Source organism: Xenorhabdus sp. PR6a, assembly GCF_028599065.1.
Classification (GTDB): domain Bacteria; phylum Pseudomonadota; class Gammaproteobacteria; order Enterobacterales; family Enterobacteriaceae; genus Xenorhabdus; species Xenorhabdus doucetiae.
Genome location: NZ_JAQRFJ010000036.1, coordinates 19,686 through 37,674 on the forward strand (window position 1 = coordinate 19,686; position 17,989 = coordinate 37,674).

Annotated in this window: 19 protein-coding genes; 12 read left to right on the plus strand and 7 right to left on the minus strand. The window is 44.4% G+C overall.

The window, feature by feature from the left end:
* Positions 1–140 precede the first annotated feature (140 nt).
* On the minus strand, positions 141–1,430 hold the full coding sequence (locus PSI15_RS11095; protein WP_273583592.1) for a dicarboxylate/amino acid:cation symporter: 1,290 nt from the start codon (positions 1,428–1,430) through the stop codon (positions 141–143).
* Between the two features lie 462 nt (positions 1,431–1,892).
* Here PSI15_RS11095 and PSI15_RS11100 point away from each other — a divergent pair, with 462 nt between their 5' ends.
* Positions 1,893–2,240: a DUF6694 family lipoprotein gene (locus PSI15_RS11100; RefSeq protein ID WP_273583593.1), complete on the plus strand. Its 348-nt coding sequence runs from the start codon at positions 1,893–1,895 to the stop codon at positions 2,238–2,240.
* A gap of 2 nt (positions 2,241–2,242) precedes the next feature.
* Here PSI15_RS11100 and PSI15_RS11105 read toward each other — a convergent pair whose 3' ends face one another.
* Positions 2,243–2,749 (minus strand): SprT family zinc-dependent metalloprotease, encoded by a 507-nt coding sequence (locus PSI15_RS11105; protein WP_273583594.1) that lies wholly within the window; start codon positions 2,747–2,749, stop codon positions 2,243–2,245.
* Between the two features lie 72 nt (positions 2,750–2,821).
* The gene (gene metK, locus PSI15_RS11110) at positions 2,822–3,976 is read right to left on the minus strand and encodes a methionine adenosyltransferase (RefSeq protein WP_045972266.1); all 1,155 of its coding nucleotides are present in this window, start codon (positions 3,974–3,976) and stop codon (positions 2,822–2,824) included.
* Positions 3,977–4,465: 489 nt separating this feature from the next.
* Between metK and speA the strand changes: the two genes are divergently transcribed.
* Both speA and speB read left to right on the plus strand, forming a co-directional pair.
* Complete coding sequence (speA, locus tag PSI15_RS11115; RefSeq protein WP_273583595.1) at positions 4,466–6,370, plus strand: biosynthetic arginine decarboxylase; 1,905 nt, start codon at positions 4,466–4,468, stop codon at positions 6,368–6,370.
* Between the two features lie 367 nt (positions 6,371–6,737).
* Positions 6,738–7,664: an agmatinase gene (gene speB / locus PSI15_RS11120; protein WP_045972270.1), complete on the plus strand. Its 927-nt coding sequence runs from the start codon at positions 6,738–6,740 to the stop codon at positions 7,662–7,664.
* A 44-nt stretch (positions 7,665–7,708) separates the two neighbouring features.
* Here the strand turns inward: speB and PSI15_RS11125 are convergent, their stop codons facing one another.
* The 3 genes from PSI15_RS11125 to PSI15_RS11135 form a co-directional block, all read right to left on the minus strand.
* Positions 7,709–8,014 (minus strand): CcdB family protein, encoded by a 306-nt coding sequence (locus tag PSI15_RS11125; protein WP_273583596.1) that lies wholly within the window; start codon positions 8,012–8,014, stop codon positions 7,709–7,711.
* Position 8,015: 1 nt separating this feature from the next.
* Positions 8,016–8,255, minus strand: coding sequence for a type II toxin-antitoxin system CcdA family antitoxin (locus tag PSI15_RS11130; RefSeq protein ID WP_273583597.1), 240 nt, complete (start codon positions 8,253–8,255; stop codon positions 8,016–8,018).
* A 75-nt stretch (positions 8,256–8,330) separates the two neighbouring features.
* Entirely contained in the window at positions 8,331–9,083 is a 753-nt protein-coding gene (locus tag PSI15_RS11135) for a 4'-phosphopantetheinyl transferase family protein (protein ID WP_273583598.1), read from the minus strand.
* Between the two features lie 150 nt (positions 9,084–9,233).
* Between PSI15_RS11135 and galE the strand changes: the two genes are divergently transcribed.
* From galE to PSI15_RS11155, 4 genes are all read left to right on the plus strand, one after another.
* Positions 9,234–10,253: a UDP-glucose 4-epimerase GalE gene (gene galE, locus PSI15_RS11140; protein WP_273583599.1), complete on the plus strand. Its 1,020-nt coding sequence runs from the start codon at positions 9,234–9,236 to the stop codon at positions 10,251–10,253.
* 102 nt (positions 10,254–10,355) lie between these two features.
* Positions 10,356–11,447, plus strand: a complete 1,092-nt coding sequence (locus PSI15_RS11145) for a UDP-glucose--hexose-1-phosphate uridylyltransferase (RefSeq protein ID WP_273583600.1) — start codon at positions 10,356–10,358, stop codon at positions 11,445–11,447.
* A 38-nt stretch (positions 11,448–11,485) separates the two neighbouring features.
* Entirely contained in the window at positions 11,486–12,643 is a 1,158-nt protein-coding gene (gene galK, locus PSI15_RS11150; RefSeq protein ID WP_273583601.1) for a galactokinase, read from the plus strand.
* A 100-nt stretch (positions 12,644–12,743) separates the two neighbouring features.
* Complete coding sequence (locus PSI15_RS11155; protein ID WP_273583602.1) at positions 12,744–13,028, plus strand: hypothetical protein; 285 nt, start codon at positions 12,744–12,746, stop codon at positions 13,026–13,028.
* A gap of 61 nt (positions 13,029–13,089) precedes the next feature.
* Here PSI15_RS11155 and PSI15_RS11160 read toward each other — a convergent pair whose 3' ends face one another.
* Positions 13,090–13,563 (minus strand): membrane-associated Zn-dependent protease 1, encoded by a 474-nt coding sequence (locus PSI15_RS11160; protein WP_273583603.1) that lies wholly within the window; start codon positions 13,561–13,563, stop codon positions 13,090–13,092.
* 273 nt (positions 13,564–13,836) lie between these two features.
* On the opposite strand from PSI15_RS11160, the gene PSI15_RS11165 reads away from it, so the two are divergent.
* The 5 genes from PSI15_RS11165 to PSI15_RS11185 form a co-directional block, all read left to right on the plus strand.
* Positions 13,837–15,207 carry a cystathionine beta-synthase gene (locus PSI15_RS11165; RefSeq protein ID WP_273583604.1) on the plus strand — a complete coding sequence of 457 codons (1,371 nt, stop codon included), beginning with the start codon at positions 13,837–13,839 and terminating at the stop codon, positions 15,205–15,207.
* A gap of 20 nt (positions 15,208–15,227) precedes the next feature.
* A complete protein-coding gene (locus PSI15_RS11170; RefSeq protein ID WP_273583605.1) occupies positions 15,228–16,394 on the plus strand; it encodes a trans-sulfuration enzyme family protein in 1,167 nt (388 codons plus the stop codon).
* A 145-nt stretch (positions 16,395–16,539) separates the two neighbouring features.
* The gene (gene def, locus PSI15_RS11175) at positions 16,540–17,046 is read left to right on the plus strand and encodes a peptide deformylase (protein WP_273583606.1); all 507 of its coding nucleotides are present in this window, start codon (positions 16,540–16,542) and stop codon (positions 17,044–17,046) included.
* Between the two features lie 178 nt (positions 17,047–17,224).
* On the plus strand, positions 17,225–17,437 hold the full coding sequence (locus tag PSI15_RS11180) for a hypothetical protein (protein WP_273583607.1): 213 nt from the start codon (positions 17,225–17,227) through the stop codon (positions 17,435–17,437).
* A gap of 75 nt (positions 17,438–17,512) precedes the next feature.
* Positions 17,513–17,989, plus strand: a 477-nt coding sequence (locus PSI15_RS11185; RefSeq protein ID WP_273583608.1) for an IS110 family transposase, incomplete at its 3' end; no start/stop codon positions are given.

Sequence of the window (17,989 nt, forward strand, 5' to 3'; positions counted from 1 at the left end):
TGAAAAATTGTTTTGGTGTATCTAAATTATTTTTCTGGCGGGATATCTATTCTGAAATCAATAACGGCATGTTATATACCCCCCTTTATATAAGGGGGATAGGGTTTTTATTATTTATGGTAGATAATGTTTTTTATTTACTATTTTTCTGCTGAGCTTGGCATAACACCATTTAGAGCCTGATGCATCTTTTCTTTGTCCAACGCATTTTCCCAGCGAGCGACAACAATGCTGGCACACGCATTACCAATTAAATTGGTCAATGCACGGCATTCAGACATAAATCTATCAATGCCCAAAATAAGTGCCATACCGGCGACAGGTACACTGGGAACAACAGACAAAGTTGCTGCCAGCGTAATAAAACCCGCTCCCGTTACCCCTGCTGCACCTTTTGAGCTGATCATGGCAACCAATAATAAAGAGATTTGCTCCGTAATACTTAAATCAATTCCTGTCGCTTGGGCAATGAATAATGCCGCCATTGTCATATAAATATTCGTGCCATCAAGATTAAATGAATAACCCGTTGGAATAACCAAGCCAACAACTGATTTTTCGCAACCCGCGTTTTCCATTTTCTTCATCAGGCTGGGTAAAGCCGCTTCAGAAGACGATGTTCCCAAGACTAACCAGATCTCATCTTTAATATATTTAATTAACTGAATGATAGAGAAACCATTATATTTGGCAACGGCGCCCAGAACGACAAGCACAAAGAGCAATGATGTAATATAAAAAGTAGCAACTAACATCATTAAATTGCCAATGGATGAAATCCCATATTTGCCGATGGTAAATGACATTGCGCCAAATGCGCCGATAGGCGCTAATTTCATTAAAATCCCCACCATTTTAAACAGCGGTTCAGAGAGGTTTTGTAAAAAGACTAAAACAGGCTCGCCTTTTTTCCCTGTTGCGGCTAAAGCGATACCAAAAATAACGGAGACAAACAGAACCTGAAGAATATTACCATTGACCAGTGGACTCACCACGGTATCAGGAATGATATTCATGAGAAAGCCAACAATGGAGGATTCATGGGCTTTTTCTACGTAACCAATAACTTTGCTGCTGTCTAATGACTCCGGAGAGATATTCAACCCATCACCGGGACGAATGATATTTGCAACAACCAAGCCAATGAGTAAAGCAAGCGTTGAGAATGTTAAGAAATATAACATTGATTTGCCGACCACATTGCCAACGGCTTTAATATCATTCATTCCTGCTATGCCTGTCACTATTGTCAGGAAGATAACAGGCGCAATAATCATTTTTACAATTTTGATGAAAGCATCACCTAACGGCTTTAGTGATTCACCGATATCTGGATAAAAATGACCAAGCGCGATACCAAGTAAGATGGCAAAGATGACCTGAACGTAAAGAATCTTATATAAAGGTGTTTTATTTAAAGTATTAACCATATAACTTCCTGATTTTAATGTATTAATTTATTTTATGTTTTTTGGGTGGCAACTTATCAAACAATATTCTGTTTGATTTTAAATCAAATCATTTCATTTTGTTTTTTATGTTTGTCCCAAAATAAGATGTTAGTATACATTGACTGCCATGGGTTATGACATAATTTTGTTCTGGTTGATTATATTTAGGAATATTTTTCAATATGTTGAATATGACCGCACAACGTTGCGGGAATGATTAAAACAACTTGATTTACGAATATATTCATTGAAAACAAATTGTTTTTTCTTTTGCTTATCATATTGATGACTGTAAGTACGTCTTATTAATCTTAGATGACATAATATAACCAACAGAAAAGTTATAAGTATTATTTATTTAATAAGAAAATTTTTATAAAATGAACTTAATATGTTCTTCTTCTGCTATCATTGCCTTATCAGTAATAGACGGGGTTGATCATGAAAAAATTGTTAACGATTTGTTTGTTGGGATTTGCATTGGCAGGGTGTGATAATCAACTCAAAATTGATGGAACAAATGAAATTGCTGTAAAAACATCCATTGAAAAAATCAGAGATACTTTACCAGAAGATAAAAAATTACAATTTGATGATTCATTGAATATAGTCATGTTCAATAGTATTAACTTTGATGAGCTGTTTAAGAATAACCAGAACGGAAATATCCAACATGGGGATATACAAAAGTTGGAGCAGAAATTTTTTCGATCTCTCCATGGGAAAACGGCCGATCAAGTTATTGAAGAGGCAGAGAAAATTAAAGCAGCTAGCAGGCTCAAAAAATGAATTTAAGTTTCCGCCAATAGCGTTAATTTTTCACCACATTGGCGGCAAACATAGCAATTTTTTCCTCTGAGGACTTTATTGTGTTGCCTTATTGTCAGCTCATGTTGCTGACAGCGGCAATAATAAATGAATATTTGACTACGGACAGAATGGACTGAAAACGGGTGTGTCCGCTTGGCGGGAACTTCAAATATTGTTTCCATGATAAAGCACCACTCTTTTCCGTGTGGGGCAACCTTACCAAATTGATGATACGCCAACAGATGCGCCAGTTCATGTGGAATGACTTCATCAATGAAGGTTTGTTGATTTTCGATCAACAAAATAGGATTCAGGCGGATTTCCCACTCTTGCAGTCGGGCACTGCCCGCAATGGTTCCTCGTTGTTGATAGGTAATTTGGGGTTCGGGAAATTTTTGCTGCAAAAAATAACTCGCCTGAGTTAATTTCTGTCGCAGGGTACGCATCACAGCTAGCTGTAAGGAGAGGGGAACGCTAACGAATTTCATTACGGCTGATGAATACTGTATTTAATATAAAAAAACCCGCAGGTGTTGCGGGCTTCATCGGTTAGCAAAGAATTATTTCAATCCTGCCGCAGAGCGCAGAATTTCAGCTTTATCTGTTGCTTCCCACGGAAATTGTTCACGACCGAAATGACCATAAGCTGCGGTATCGCGATAAATGGGGTGTAACAGGTCCAGCATCTTAATCAGGCCGTAAGGGCGCAGATCAAAGAATTCACGTACTAACTGAATCAGGGTGGAGGTTGGCACTTTCTCTGTCCCGAATGTTTCCACCATGATGGAGGTTGGCTCCGCAACACCAATCGCGTAAGACACCTGGATTTCACAGCGATCAGCCAGACCTGCCGCAACGATATTTTTGGCAACGTAACGCGCGGCATAGGCGGCTGAACGGTCAACTTTGGAAGGATCTTTACCTGAGAATGCGCCACCACCGTGACGGGCCATCCCACCATAAGTATCAACAATAATCTTACGCCCTGTCAGACCACAGTCACCCATTGGTCCACCAATCACGAAGCGGCCTGTTGGGTTGATGAAATATTTCGTCATCGGCGTCAGCCATTCAGTCGGCAATACTGGCTTAATGATCTCATCCATCACCGCTTCTTGCAGAGATTTTTGATCGATATCTTCGGCGTGCTGGGTTGAAAGCACAACAGCATCAATGCCAATGATTTTGCCGTTCTCGTACTGGAAGGTGACTTGACTCTTCGCATCAGGGCGTAGCCACGGCAGGGTGCCGTTTTTACGCACTTCGGCCTGACGCTCAACCAAACGGTGGGCATAAGTGATAGGTGCTGGCATGAGAACATCCGTTTCGTTGGTCGCATAACCAAACATCAAGCCCTGATCTCCTGCACCTTGCTCCAGCGGATCAGCCCGGTCAACACCCTGATTGATATCAGGAGATTGTTTGCCAATGGCACTGATCACCGCACATGAATTAGCATCAAACCCCATATCTGAACTGGTGTAACCGATTTCGCGTACGGTGCGGCGAGTAATTTCTTCAATATCAACCCAAGCGCTGGTCGTGATTTCGCCACCTACCATCACCATGCCCGTTTTAACATAAGTTTCGCAAGCAACGCGAGCTTTAGGATCTTGCTCTAAGATTGCATCAAGGACGGCATCGGAAATCTGATCGGCAATTTTATCTGGATGCCCTTCTGAAACAGATTCAGAAGTGAAAAGATGTGTAGTCATTATATTTGGTTACCTTAAATATAATTTTGGTTTAAGGGCAGATGTTTTACCATCTAGACGGCCATTTTAAGTCACTCTTGCTAAGGTTACCAGTCTTTTTAATTTCAAATATCCTTCGTAGTATGACATTTTAGTTTTCTTGACTAAAAAGTATGGGGTGTCTGGCCTTGTTCAGATAAATTTCATTTTGCAATTTTACGGGATTACGGGTATAAACTGCGCGCGTAACAGGAGTCGGAACTGCTGGGGCTGTGGCTGGCTGAAAACGAGTATAAACTGCGCGCGTAACAGGAGTCATTTTTGCACTTGAAGTTACAGGCGTTTACAGGAGATATACACGTGTCCTGCTTATCAATTGAGAATCCCATAATTTAAGAGCATGCTGTTCCCTGACATTTTTTAATGCGCAAGATACGCACGATAAAATTGTGTCTTGGGTTATTGACCTTACAGGTGAAGGCGAACCTCAACTCCATGAAGGAGACTGCCATGAATGATAATATCGCCCGCAAAATGCGACAGACCTATAACATCGCATACTGGGGCGGCAGCTATTACTATGTCAATGATCTGGGTAATGTCAGTGTTTGCCCGAACCCTGATTTACCGGGAGCTCAAATTGAACTCGCCGATCTGGTGAAGAAAGTTCAGGAAGAAAAAAAACAGTTGCGTTTACCGGCATTGTTTTGTTTTCCCCAGATTTTGCAACACCGCTTGCGTTCAATTAATGCCGCGTTTAAACGTGCACGTGAATCTTATGGGTATAAAGGGGATTACTTCCTGGTTTATCCGATCAAAGTCAATCAGCAACGTCGTGTCATTGAGACCTTGGCCAATGCGGACGAACCGGTGGGATTGGAGGCCGGTTCCAAAGCGGAATTAATGGCAGTATTGGCTCATGCCGGCATGACAGGGACGGTGATTGTTTGTAATGGTTATAAAGATCGCGAATATATTCGTCTGGCACTGATCGGTGAAAAACTGGGACACAAGGTGTATCTGGTTATCGAGAAGATGTCTGAAATTGAGATGGTACTGGAAGAAGCCAAGCGTCTCAATGTCATTCCCCGTTTGGGGGTTCGGGCACGTTTGGCGTCCCAAGGCTCTGGCAAATGGCAGGCCAGCGGCGGCGAAAAATCCAAATTTGGCTTAGCGGCGGCGCAGGTATTGCAATTGATCGAAATGTTGCGTTCGGCAGGGCGGTTGGATAGCTTGCAATTGCTGCATTTCCATTTAGGTTCCCAATTGGCGAATATCCGTGATGTGGCGACCGGGGTGCGTGAATCTGCCCGCTTTTATGTTGAGCTGTCTAAGCTGGGTGTCAAGATCCAGTGCTTTGACGTGGGGGGTGGATTGGGGGTCGATTATGAAGGCACGCGCTCCCAGTCAGAATGCTCAGTTAACTACGGCTTGAATGAATACGCGAATAACGTTATTTGGGGTATTGGTGATGCGTGTGAAGAGCACGGCCTGCCTCACCCAACGGTGATTACGGAATCCGGTCGTGCATTGACTGCCCACCATACGGTTTTAGTCTCCAATGTGATAGGCGTTGAGCGTAATGAATTCACCGAAACAACGCCACCGGCAGAAGGTGCGACGCGCCCCCTGACCAGTCTGTGGGATACATGGTTGGAGATGCAGTCTGACGGCAACCGCCGTTCCTTGCGTGAATGGCTGCATGATAGCCAGTTTGATCTTCATGACGTGCATACCCAGTATGCCCACGGCATGTTAGACCTGTCAGAACGTGCCTGGGCGGAAGAACTGTATTTAAATATCTGTCGTCATATTCAGCAGAATCTTGATCCCAGCAACCGTGCCCATCGTCCGATCATTGATGAATTACAGGAACGCATGGCAGACAAATTCTACGTGAATTTCTCGCTGTTCCAATCAATGCCAGATGCGTGGGGGATTGATCAACTTTTTCCGGTCTTGCCGATTGAAGGGCTGGATAAGCCACTGGATCGCCGTGCCGTTCTGTTGGATATCACCTGTGATTCGGATGGTACGATTGACCATTATGTCGATGGCGATGGTGTGGCGACAACGATGCCAATGCCGGCTTATGATCCGGACAATCCGCCATTGATTGGTTTCTTTATGGTTGGAGCCTATCAGGAAATTCTGGGCAATATGCACAACCTGTTTGGTGATACGGCGGCCATTGATGTTTATGTTTCAGAACAGGGTGAAGTGACTTATCAGCAGAGCGAAGAGGGTGATTCTGTCGCCAATATGCTCCAATATGTCAAATTGGAACCGCAAGTCCTTTTGACCCGCTTCCATGATCAAGTGAAATCGACCGATCTGGATGAACATTTGCAGGCGCAATTCCTGCAAGAGTTTGAAAGTGGTCTGTATGGCTATACCTATCTGGAAGATGAGTAACTCTGATTAGTCTTTATTTATAGTCATCCCTAGTCAAGTTTTTATATAATAACTTGATTTTGGATGACTATTTAAAATCATTTTTCTCATCAATTAAGATCATTTCAGAAAATGGAAAAATTAATTTTTTTAACGAATGAAAATTCTCTTTTTTCTTTAGTTCTTATATGAGTGTGTACGCATCCGTTTCTTGAGTTTTAGATTAATCGTTAACATTTTTTTATTTTGAATCTAAAATGATACTGTATTTGGAAGATTGATCTTCTAGCGTAAATAAGTCTCTATGCCACTTGTTACCGTCAATTATTGAATATTGCTAATATGGGATATGAGTAATAAGCCGATATGGGACTTTTGAGGATATATCATGAGTATTAGCTCTTTAGGAAACCAGATTGATAATTCTTTGGTTTCAAATGCCTTCGGCTTCCTGCGTTTTCCATTGAACTTTCAACCCTATTCCAGTGATGCACAATGGGTGATTACCGGTGTGCCTTTTGATATGGCGACATCAGGACGCGCGGGTAGCCGCCACGGGCCGGCCGCTATTCGTCAGGTATCGACTAATCTGGCATGGGAAAGCTGCCGTTGGCCGTGGAATTTTAGCTTACGCAAGCGTCTGAATGTCGTGGACTGTGGGGATCTGGTATTTAACTTCGGTGATGCCCAGGATATGAGCGATAAGTTGCAGGCACATGCTGAAAAAGTGCTGGAATCGGGCAAGCGTATGCTGTCTTTCGGCGGCGATCACTTTGTCACGTTGCCACTGTTGCGCGCCCATGCGAAATATTTCGGCAAAATGGCGCTGATCCATTTTGATGCCCATACGGATACTTATCCTAATGGCAGCAAATTTGATCATGGTACGATGTTTTATCATGCGCCAAATGAAGGGCTAATCGATCCTCATCATTCCGTGCAAATTGGTATCCGCACTGAACATGATACCGATAACGGTTTCACCGTGCTGGATGCCGGTCAGGTCAATGATCGCGGGGTGGATGATATTGTTGAGCAGATTAAGACGGTGGTGGGTGATTTGCCGATTTACCTGACGTTCGATATTGATTGCCTTGATCCGGCATTTGCTCCGGGTACAGGAACGCCCGTGATAGGGGGATTGACGTCAGATCGTGCATTGAAAATCGTGCGTGGCTTGCAGCCGCTAAATATCGTTGGCATGGATGTGGTGGAAGTGGCACCGGCTTATGACCAATCTGAAATTACGGCGTTAGCGGCAGCAACGATTGGATTGGAGTTGCTGTATTTGCAGGCATCGAAGAAAGATCTTTAGTGTATTAATGTGATAAAAGTTGGTGGGACCGCGGTCCCACTTGTTCAAAATCCATCAAAGAGAAAATCCATCGCGTCTTTAATCAGCTTCCGGTATGACACGACATTCATTACCTCGTGTTCTAACATAGATGCTCTGACGCTGGCCATCTCATGAGTCATGACGAGATATTCATTCCCATCAATATTCAGTGTAGGGCACAGTCTGGTTGGAACTCGCCCGTTGAAATTTGATTTTGGGAATAATGGAATAACTAATCGTGTTTCCAATACGTCAATAATGTCACTTTGAACATCCAACAGATAGGGATAGTCAGGGTTACCTGTATTTTTGTAAACCGTATATTGCATCTCAAAATGTCCTGTATTGATCGGACAATAGACCATGCTCACGGGTGATGCGATTCAGTTCCTCCAATCCCGGCTTGTTCTCGCGTTTCCACCGTTCAGCTTCAGCGGTTTTGAGTTCTGCAATTAATGCTTGGGTCAAAATAGCAGAGAAATTCAGTCCCATCTGTTTTGCCTGTTGATATAGTTCTGGTGATACAGTCACGCTGACGGTTTTTTTAGTTCTGGTGTGTATTGTTGTCATATAACCCCCTTAAATAACACGTGTAAATACACGTGTCATGATAGCAAAGAACACAAATTAATCAAAGCACGCACTTCATTGTACAATATACGTCAACACCTGCTGTTGTGGCATAAGGGTGAAGTTTCCGTGAAATTGCGAGCTGGCTCGATACGTATCAGAGAGTGTTTGCAGGAGTTTTATGCTTATTGTGTGATTGCGACAATCAATTGACGTAATTTCAGCCGCATGGAAATCAAAGAAGCGTTTGACATGGGGATAAAGTGCCTTAAACAGACTCTCTTTAATGGAGAACGCCAGCGTAAATACCTGGGCAAAAGGTAATGCGCATTCGGTCAATAATTTCACTTCATGGTCATTGATGATGCTGGATGAAACACTTTCGATGGTCTCCGATTTAATCTCTTGTTCAATATCTATGCCTATCATGCGGTATTGATGGCAAGGGGCCGCAAACGCAATCGCACAGTTGGCTGAATGGGAAATTGAACCACAAATATTATCAGGCCAGATGGGGGAACGATCTTCGGCATTAGTGACCTGAAAGTCAGGGTAACCTAACTTATGCAAAACGTGTTGCGTACAGTAACGGGCGGCCAGATATTCCGCCCGCCGTTTATTCACTGCATTCTGTAATCGGGATGGGTGGGTAATGCCACACTCATCAAATAAAGCATCCCGATAGCAAGATAGGTCAAAATCAGTCTTCATGATGTGCAGATCAGGATGTTCTGGCAGTATGCCGGTTTGTCTGTCTGTGAAAAAAGGATCATTGATGGCCGTGACTTGGGCAGAGATAGGGACAGAAGTAAAAATTATTTTGTTCATAAGGTTTTTTTATTATTCGCTTGCGTTGATGAGATTGTGGATCAAGTAAAAATAATGATTGTCTGATTTTGCCATATTTTAGTTTTGGTTCACTAACGTGCTAACTCTTTTTATACTCTCCGTTGTTACCATTTTTAAAAAGAGGTTAGTGTGGAAATATTAGTGACAGGCGGGATGGGGTATATCGGTAGCCATACTTGTGTGCAAATGCTTGAAGCAGGAATAACGCCGATCATTATCGATAACCTATGCAATGCCAATCGTGAAGTTTTGGCGCGCATTGAGGCATTAACGGGTGTGCAGCCCCTGTTTTATGAAGGGGATATTCGTGATGAAGCATTCCTGGATGCGGTTTTCTCCCGTCACCAAATTCAGTCAGTGATTCATTTTGCCGGTTTGAAAGCGGTTGGGGAATCTGTCGCCAATCCTATTGAATATTATGACAATAATGTCAATGGAACACTGGTGCTGGTGCGCAGTATGCGTAAAGCAGGGGTAAAAAGCCTGATCTTTAGTTCATCCGCGACGGTCTATGGTGATCCGGATGTCGTGCCGATCACGGAACAATCTCCGGTCGGTAATACCACTAACCCTTATGGTACCAGTAAATATATGGTCGAACGCTGCCTGTCTGATCTTCATCATGCAGAAAATGATTGGTCCGTGGTATTGTTGCGCTATTTTAATCCTGTTGGCGCTCATCCTTCGGGGACAATGGGGGAAGATCCACAGGGAATTCCCAACAATTTGATGCCTTATATTGCGCAAGTTGCGGTAGGCCGTCGGGAAAAACTGTCAGTGTATGGCAATGATTATCCGACCGCTGATGGGACTGGCATCCGTGATTATATCCATGTCATGGATTTGGCTGATGGGCATATCGCGGCATTGAATGCCGTGGGTAAAAAATCGGGGCTGCATATCTATAATTTGGGCACCGGAAAAGGCACCAGCGTGCTGGAAATGGTGGCCGCTTTCAGTCATGCTTGCGGCAAGCCCGTGCCTTATGAAATTTGTCCTCGTCGTCCGGGGGATATTGCTGAATGTTGGTCAAGCCCGGAGAAAGCCGAGCGAGAGCTGGGGTGGAAGGCCAACCGTACTGTCGTGGATATGACCGCCGATGCCTGGCGCTGGCAATCGCAAAACCCGAATGGCTATCAGGCGAAGTAAGGAACACTAAACATTTTGGTCTTCTGTTAGTAAAGTCGCTGTAACCTCTCCCGTCCAGCAGGGCGGGAAGCAATCACGTTTGTGGTAAGGCAAGGAGGAATGATGTCGAAGCTGCGATTCAATTCTGTTGATTATCCACACAGGCGGTACAATCCCTTGACGGGAAAGTGGATTATTGTTTCACCACACCGGACGGAGCGGCCGTGGAGTGGCATTATGGATGAAAAACCCCTTCCCGTTGTATTGCCGAGTTACGACAAACACTGTTTTTTATGCCCGAACAATCCCCGTGCTTCCGGTGATATCAATCCAGATTATCAGGACGTTTATCTCTTCGAGAATGATTATCCGGCTTTGCTGCCGGAACGTCCCGATATAACCCCTGCCGATCACCCGCTATTTAAAACTGCGCCGATAAGCGGTGTCTGTCGGGTACTCTGTTTTTCCCCTGATCATAGTAAAACCTTGCCGGAACTGCCCCTGACCCAAATTCGTCGTGTTATTGATACATGGAATGCGCAGATTGAAGAATTAAGCCAGCGTTATATTTGGGTTCAGGTTTTTGAGAACAAAGGGGAAATGATGGGGTGCTCTCAACTTCATCCTCATGGGCAGATTTGGGCCAGCGATTTCCTGCCTGATGAGTTAGCACGCAAAGATGAACAGTTACGGCAATATTATCACCAGCAGGGGTCTAACTTATTGCTGGATTATGTCGAGGCTGAACGCAAAGCGGGGTCACGGACGGTTGTGGAAACCGACCACTGGCTTGCGGTCGTCCCTTATTGGGCGGCGTGGCCGTTTGAAACGATGCTGTTGCCTAAAAGCCATGTTCGTCGCATGAATGAGCTGACGGAAGCCCAACGTGATGACTTAGCGGTGACGATTAAAAAATTGACCAGTCGTTATGACAATCTGTTTCAGTGTGCATTTCCCTATTCAATGGGCTGGCACTTCGCGCCTTTCTTCGAGCAACAACGCGATACCCCTCTCGCTCCGCAAAAACACGATATTGATCACTGGCAATTACATGCCCTGTTTTACCCGCCGTTATTACGTTCATCCAGCGTCCGTAAGTTTATGGTGGGTTATGAAATGTTGGCGGAATCTCAGCGTGACTTAACACCGGAACAGGCAGCCCAGCGGTTACGCGATGTCAGCGACATTCATTTTAAATCTGCGCACATCCGCTAAAAAATGTTTGTGGAGGAAAAAGGGGGAGGAAAATAGAGATGCAAACTTTAATCCAAAACGTGACGGACGCTTTTCATGTGTGCTTTAACTCTTCGCCAACGCATTTTTTTCAGGCACCGGGGCGGGTGAATCTCATCGGTGAGCATACGGATTATAACGCGGGTTTTGTTCTGCCTTGTGCTATTAATTTCCACACCGTACTTGCGGCGGCTAAACGCGAAGATACGTGTATCAGGGTTATCGCGGTTGATTATCATCATCAGGTGGATGAGTTTGACCTCTGCCAGTCCATTGTTTTTCAGCCAGAAAAAATGTGGGCGAATTATATCCGTGGTGTGGTGAAGTGTCTGGCAGAGCGAGGTTATGCCTTCGGGGGGATGGATCTCGCTGTGAGCGGCAATATTCCACAAGGCGCGGGGTTGAGTTCATCGGCATCGTTGGAAGTCGTGATTGGGCAGGCGATTAACGCGCTTTATCGGCTCGATATTAGCCCAAAAATCATTGCCCTGAATGGGCAGCAGGCAGAAAACCAATTTGTCGGTTGCCATTCCGGCATCATGGATCAGTTAATCTCTGCTTGTGGCGAGGAGAATCACGCCTTACTGATCAATTGCCTGACGTTGGAAACCCAATCTGTCCCTATGCCGGATGAGATGGTTGTGATGATCATCAATTCCAATAAACAGCGTGGCTTGGTGGACAGCGAATACAATACCCGCAGGCAGCAATGTGAAGAAGCTGCCCGTTTATTAGGTGTAAAAGCATTGTGTGATATCACTCTTGAACAGTTCAGTGCGAAACAAGCATTGCTCGATACATTGCTCGTCAGGCGGGCCCGCCATGTGATCAGTGAAAACGGGCGTACTCAATGGGCGGCTGAGGCGTTGAGGGCGGGTGACTTATTTCGCCTTGGCCAGCTTATGGCCGAATCTCATCTTTCCATGCGTGATGATTTTGAAATTACGGTCAGTGAAATCGATGTGCTGGTGGCGATGGTCAAAAATGTGATAGGTGATCGCGGCGGCGTTCGTATGACAGGAGGCGGTTTTGGCGGTTGTGTGGTGGCATTGGTTCCTCCTGATTTGGTGAAAAATGTAGAAAGGGCGATTGAGCAACAATACGCAGCGAAAATCGGTTTGAGCGCGGATATCTATCTTTGTCAGGCAACAAAAGGCGCCGGCCAACTGGAATATTAAATTTCGCAACCGGATGAAATAAATGAATAGTTTATTTTTGATAAATAATTCTGAGATGATTATGTGAATCCAGCTATGACATTCATGTGGAGAAATAAAAATGAAATTCACAAAACTAATTGTATTTATTTCTATATTAAGTTTTCCTTTTTTAGCATTACATGCAAAATCTGAAAATAAAGTTAATGATGTAAAAAATATTGACTGCAATATATTAAATGGAAAACCGGGACAAAATGGTCAGGATGGAATACCTGATAGTCATTGCAAAGATGGAGGCAAAGGCGGAGACGGACAATCTCCAGGACAATCAGGCGGTAATGGTGGTAACGGTGCTTCTGGCGGTAATGGTGGCGATGGTGGCAGAGGAGCAGACGGAATATAAATAAGCTAAAACGACCCCGTACATAAGGTTGTGGACAGGGTCAATAGATTATTACTCTTTTTTACGGCTTTTGGATCGCCAATTCCGCTTTTCGGGCTGCCTGACAGGCTTTACGTTCAGCGGGTTCACGCTCTTGAATGATTTTTGCGGTTTCATCGATGGCGGGAAGAGGAAAGCCCATACCATCATAGGCACCAAAACCGATTAAACGATAACTGCTTAACGGGGTATTGATTGGGATGCGAAACTCTCTCTTTTCCCCCGGTGCCAATGGTTCAAATGCGTGTATTGTCAGTGTACCCGGTTCACATTTAGCGTTAAGGGGTAAAATAGCCAGATAACCCCCCGCCACAGGCTGGTTGCCTTTATTTTGCAGTGTCCCCCCGACAAAGAATTGACCACCGGCTCCCAGCCCCATGTGGAATAACAAATGCGCTTCCCCTTTTGCCCATAATGCAGGTGCAAACAGGCTGCCGGCCATTAACGTTATCGCACTGAATATTGTACCGAATGTATAACCACGCCATTTCATCATTATGCTCCTATTTATGAATTCCTGATGATGCGTTCCTAACGCGAAATAGGTATTACAGGGGTTGGCACAAAAATCAAGTGATCTTACTTAACTTGAGCTATGGCTATAGATTGATACAAGAATCAATATCATCATAATTAATTCCCTTTTGTTATAAGTAGTTTTTATTTGTTCTTTCAAATTGATTGCTGTGCAGCGTTATTCTCTCCGGTCTGGAGGTTTTATTTTCTGACCGTTTTATTTGCAAATTTTACCGATTATCAAGAGGCAAATATGGCAGCACCACGTTCAGTTCTTGAACTGATAGGGAATACACCACTATTGGAACTGACTCATCTGGATACCGGCCCATGCCAGCTTTTTATTAAGTTAGAGAATCAAAATCCGGGCGGTTCGATTAAAGATCGTGTGGCGCTTTCAATGATTGAGCAGGCGGAAAAACAGGGATTGTTGCAGCCAGGTGGCACCATCATTGAAGCCACGGCAGGTAATACGGGGATTGGGTTGGCGTTGGTTGCCGCCATGAAGGGCTATAAGCTGATTTTAGTTGTGCCCGATAAGATGAGCAGGGAAAAAATTTATCACCTGCGGGCACTGGGAACCGATGTACGCCTGACCCGCTCTGATGTGGGAAAAGGGCACCCAGAATATTATCAGGACTATGCTCTGCGTCTGTCGAAGGAAATCAGCGGCGCTTATTATATTGATCAATTCAATAATCCTGCGAACTCAGCCGCCCATTTTTCTACCACGGGGCCAGAAATTTGGCAGCAGATGGAGCAGCGTGTCGATGCGGTGGTGGTGGGGGTTGGTTCTGGCGGCACGCTGGGTGGTTTGAGCCAGTATTTTAAGGCGGTTTCCCCTCATACGGAATTTGTCCTCGCCGATCCTAAAGGTTCTATTCTTGCCGATTATGTGGAGCATGGTCACTATGACGAAGCCGGTAGTTGGTTTATCGAAGGTATTGGCGAAGATTTTGTCCCACCGCTTGGTGATTTTTCTCAGGTTCATCAGGCTTATCGCATTACTGATGCAGAATCGTTTGCCTGCGCCAGAGATTTACTGCTGAAAGAAGGCATCTTGGCCGGCTCTTCTTCAGGCACATTACTGGCAGCGGCGCTGCGTTATTGCCGTGCCCAGACCACCCCGAAACGTGTGGTGACGTTAGCTTGTGACAGTGGCAACAAATATTTGTCGAAGATGTTTAATGATTACTGGTTATTGGAACAAGGGCTGCGTTCACAACCACAAGAAAATGATTTGAGCGATTATATTACCTATCGTTATCAGAATGGTGCGACGGTTTCAGTCTCCCCGCAAGATACCTTGCAGATCGCCTATGGCCGTATGCGCCTGTATGACATTTCACAATTACCGGTGATCGAAGACGATCAAGTCGTGGGTATCATTGATGAGTGGGATCTCATGCATACTATTCAGGCCAATTCACACAATTTCTCCTTACCTGTGACTGAAGCGATGACCCGTCAGGTTCATACACTCAATAAAAAAGCGCCATTGGAACAGTTAACTGCTACCTTTGATGCGGGGCATGTGGCGCTGATTGTGGATGATAACAATCATTTTTTGGGCCTTGTGACTCGTACTGATGTGCTGAACGCATGGCGTCAACAACTCAATTGATCTCTTTCAGGAATAAATTAATGGCCGAGTTTAATAAGATTAAATTTGATACACAAAGCGTCCATGCAGGATATGTACCTGATCACACAGGGGCAGTCATGCCTGCAATTTATGCGACATCGACTTATGCTCAACCTGCACCGGGTCAACATACGGGATATGAGTATTCCCGTAGTGGGAACCCGACACGGGATGCTTTAGAGCGTGCAATTGCTGAATTGGAGAATGGCACTCGGGGTTATGCTTTTGGTTCTGGTCTGGCCGCCAGTTCGACCATTTTGGAATTACTTGATAAAGACAGTCATATCATTGCGGTAGATGATCTCTATGGGGGGACTTACCGGTTGCTGGAGAAAGTGCGCCGCCGGACAGCGGGTCTGAAAGTCACCTATGTTGAAGCAGGGGATACTGCGGCACTGGAAGCGGCCATTCAGCCTGACACAAAAATGATTTGGGTGGAAACGCCCACAAACCCACTGCTGAAATTGGCTGATTTAACGGCGATTGCACAGCTTGCCAGGCAGCATAATATTATCAGTGTGGCCGATAACACGTTTGCTTCTCCTTATATTCAGCATCCACTGGATTTAGGTTTTGATCTTGTCGTGCACTCTGCGACCAAGTATCTGAATGGGCATTCTGATGTTATTGCGGGTCTTGCGGTGGTGGGAGATAACGCCGAGTTGGCGGAGCAAATTGCGTTTTTGCAAAATTCCATTGGTGCCATTCTTGACCCGTTCAGTAGTTTCCTTGTCCTGCGCGGCATTCGGACATTGGCACTGCGTATGGAGCGCCATATTGACAGTGCCGAGAAGATTGCACATTGGCTCGAACAGCAACCACAAGTTGATAAAGTGTACTATCCTGGGCTGGTTTCTCATCCTCAGCATGAATTGGCAAAACGTCAGATGCGAGGTTTTGGTGGCATGGTTTCCATCGTACTGAAAGGCGACGAAGATTATACGCGGCGCATCATTAAAGAACTGCAACTGTTTACTTTGGCGGAAAGTTTAGGGGGGGTGGAAAGTTTGATTGGTCAGCCGTTTACCATGACCCATGCTTCCATTCCGCTGGAAAAGCGCTTGGCCGCCGGCATTACGCCACAATTGCTCCGTATTTCCGTGGGGATCGAGAATGCGGATGATCTAATAGCAGATTTATCTCAAGCATTTGAACGTGCTAAATAATATTTAAGAATTATCAATCACTTCCTTACTCCTCGCGTCACGAGGAGTAAGGAATTCTCATAATTTGAATGTATCACTATGATGGAAACCTATTTATACTCAATAGATTTCAAGCGGCGGTGCCGTCAACAAAGGATGATACGTTATGGCAATTCTAGATATCCTCACCATTCCAGATGAAAGACTGAGACAAAAATGTGTTGATGTTACTGATTTTGATAAAGTTCAAGCACTAATTGATGACATGCTGGAGACAATGTACAACACTGACAATGGCATTGGTTTGGCGGCTCCACAGGTGGGTCGGCAAGAAGCCGTTTTGGTCATTGATCTTTCTCCTAATCGCGATCAACCCATGACTTTGGTTAATCCAAAGATCGTCGAAAAAGAGCGCCGAGTAGTAAATCAGGAGGGCTGCCTGTCGATACCAGGATATTACGCAGAGGTTGAACGATTTGAAAAAGTGAAAGTAGAGGCATGTGATCGGTTTGGTCAACCGATGACCATAGAAAGCGAAGATTTTTTGTCAATCGTGATACAGCATGAAATTGATCATTTACATGGCATTATTTTTATCGATTATCTCTCCCCACTAAAAAGGAAAATGGCCTTGAAAAAAGTGAAAAAGTCTCTCAGCACCAGCAAAAATTAATGGCTGAGAATAATAAAAATCATGTTATTGATTAATAATATTATATCACTTGCAATATTGTGGTTTTATATTTTGCTGTTATTTAATTTATTAATGATTAGCATACATAAAAAAGCTTAAAATTATGCCGATGGAACTTACATAATCTGATGGTAATCAGATAAGCAGAGGAATAATTGTGATTGGAATAAGTGATATTGCGTACTATCAACCACCTAATTTTTCCATTGATCTTAACCTAATAGATACAACAGAAGCCAAGGTAGGTACATATTTGCTGATATTGGATGCGGAGGGAATCAGGGATGTTCAAGTTCCTTCAGTGAAAGTGGATAGTAACATGGAATATGTTAATATTCCTTCCATTGCCAGCAGTAATGAGCTGACATAATGAAATGGACACCTTCCCAAAACGGCTTCAGTGAGCCATGCTGAATACATCAGCAAAAATATGAAGAGGTGTCCAATGGAACAAGTTATCGGAATTGATCTGGCAAAGCGAGTGTTTCAATTACATATTGCGTCCCCGCTTGGAAAAGTGATTAAAAATACCGTGGTCACGCGCGATAAACTGACCGCTTTCATGGCTCAACAACCTCCTTCAAAAATCGTGATGGAGGCGTGTGGCAGCGCAAATTATTGGAGCCGCCAATTTAAACGCTTTGGTCATGAGGTGAAGCAAATCAGCCCCCAATATGTCGCTCCGTTCAGAATGGGCAGCAAGAATGATAAAAATGATGCCGCAGCGATTGTGGAAGCTGACAGTCGTCCGGGAATGCGTTATGTCCCGGAAAAAACGCAGGAACAACAGGATATTCAGTGTTTGCACCGGGTCCGCCAGCGGCTCATGAAAAACAGAACGGCGCTGATTAATCAAATCCGCGGACTGGGCTTAGAATATGGCATTGCCATCCCCGAAAGCGCCCACAAGGTTGAGCAATGT

Excerpts from the sequence above, each read along its gene's own strand:
- galK (WP_273583601.1), top strand. The coding sequence starts at position 11,486 with ATGCAAACTTTAATCCAAAACGTGACGGACGCTTTTCATGTGTGCTTT.
- PSI15_RS11130 (WP_273583597.1), bottom strand. The coding sequence starts at position 8,255 with ATGACAACAATACACACCAGAACTAAAAAAACCGTCAGCGTGACTGTA.
- speA (WP_273583595.1), top strand. The coding sequence starts at position 4,466 with ATGAATGATAATATCGCCCGCAAAATGCGACAGACCTATAACATCGCA.
- PSI15_RS11125 (WP_273583596.1), bottom strand. The coding sequence starts at position 8,014 with ATGCAATATACGGTTTACAAAAATACAGGTAACCCTGACTATCCCTAT.
- speB (WP_045972270.1), top strand. The coding sequence starts at position 6,738 with ATGAGTATTAGCTCTTTAGGAAACCAGATTGATAATTCTTTGGTTTCA.
- PSI15_RS11100 (WP_273583593.1), top strand. The coding sequence starts at position 1,893 with ATGAAAAAATTGTTAACGATTTGTTTGTTGGGATTTGCATTGGCAGGG.
- PSI15_RS11160 (WP_273583603.1), bottom strand. The coding sequence starts at position 13,563 with ATGATGAAATGGCGTGGTTATACATTCGGTACAATATTCAGTGCGATA.
- PSI15_RS11155 (WP_273583602.1), top strand. The coding sequence starts at position 12,744 with ATGAAATTCACAAAACTAATTGTATTTATTTCTATATTAAGTTTTCCT.
- metK (WP_045972266.1), bottom strand. The coding sequence starts at position 3,976 with ATGACTACACATCTTTTCACTTCTGAATCTGTTTCAGAAGGGCATCCA.
- PSI15_RS11095 (WP_273583592.1), bottom strand. The coding sequence starts at position 1,430 with ATGGTTAATACTTTAAATAAAACACCTTTATATAAGATTCTTTACGTT.
- PSI15_RS11145 (WP_273583600.1), top strand. The coding sequence starts at position 10,356 with ATGTCGAAGCTGCGATTCAATTCTGTTGATTATCCACACAGGCGGTAC.
- def (WP_273583606.1), top strand. The coding sequence starts at position 16,540 with ATGGCAATTCTAGATATCCTCACCATTCCAGATGAAAGACTGAGACAA.
- PSI15_RS11105 (WP_273583594.1), bottom strand. The coding sequence starts at position 2,749 with ATGAAATTCGTTAGCGTTCCCCTCTCCTTACAGCTAGCTGTGATGCGT.
- PSI15_RS11165 (WP_273583604.1), top strand. The coding sequence starts at position 13,837 with ATGGCAGCACCACGTTCAGTTCTTGAACTGATAGGGAATACACCACTA.
- PSI15_RS11135 (WP_273583598.1), bottom strand. The coding sequence starts at position 9,083 with ATGAACAAAATAATTTTTACTTCTGTCCCTATCTCTGCCCAAGTCACG.
- PSI15_RS11170 (WP_273583605.1), top strand. The coding sequence starts at position 15,228 with ATGGCCGAGTTTAATAAGATTAAATTTGATACACAAAGCGTCCATGCA.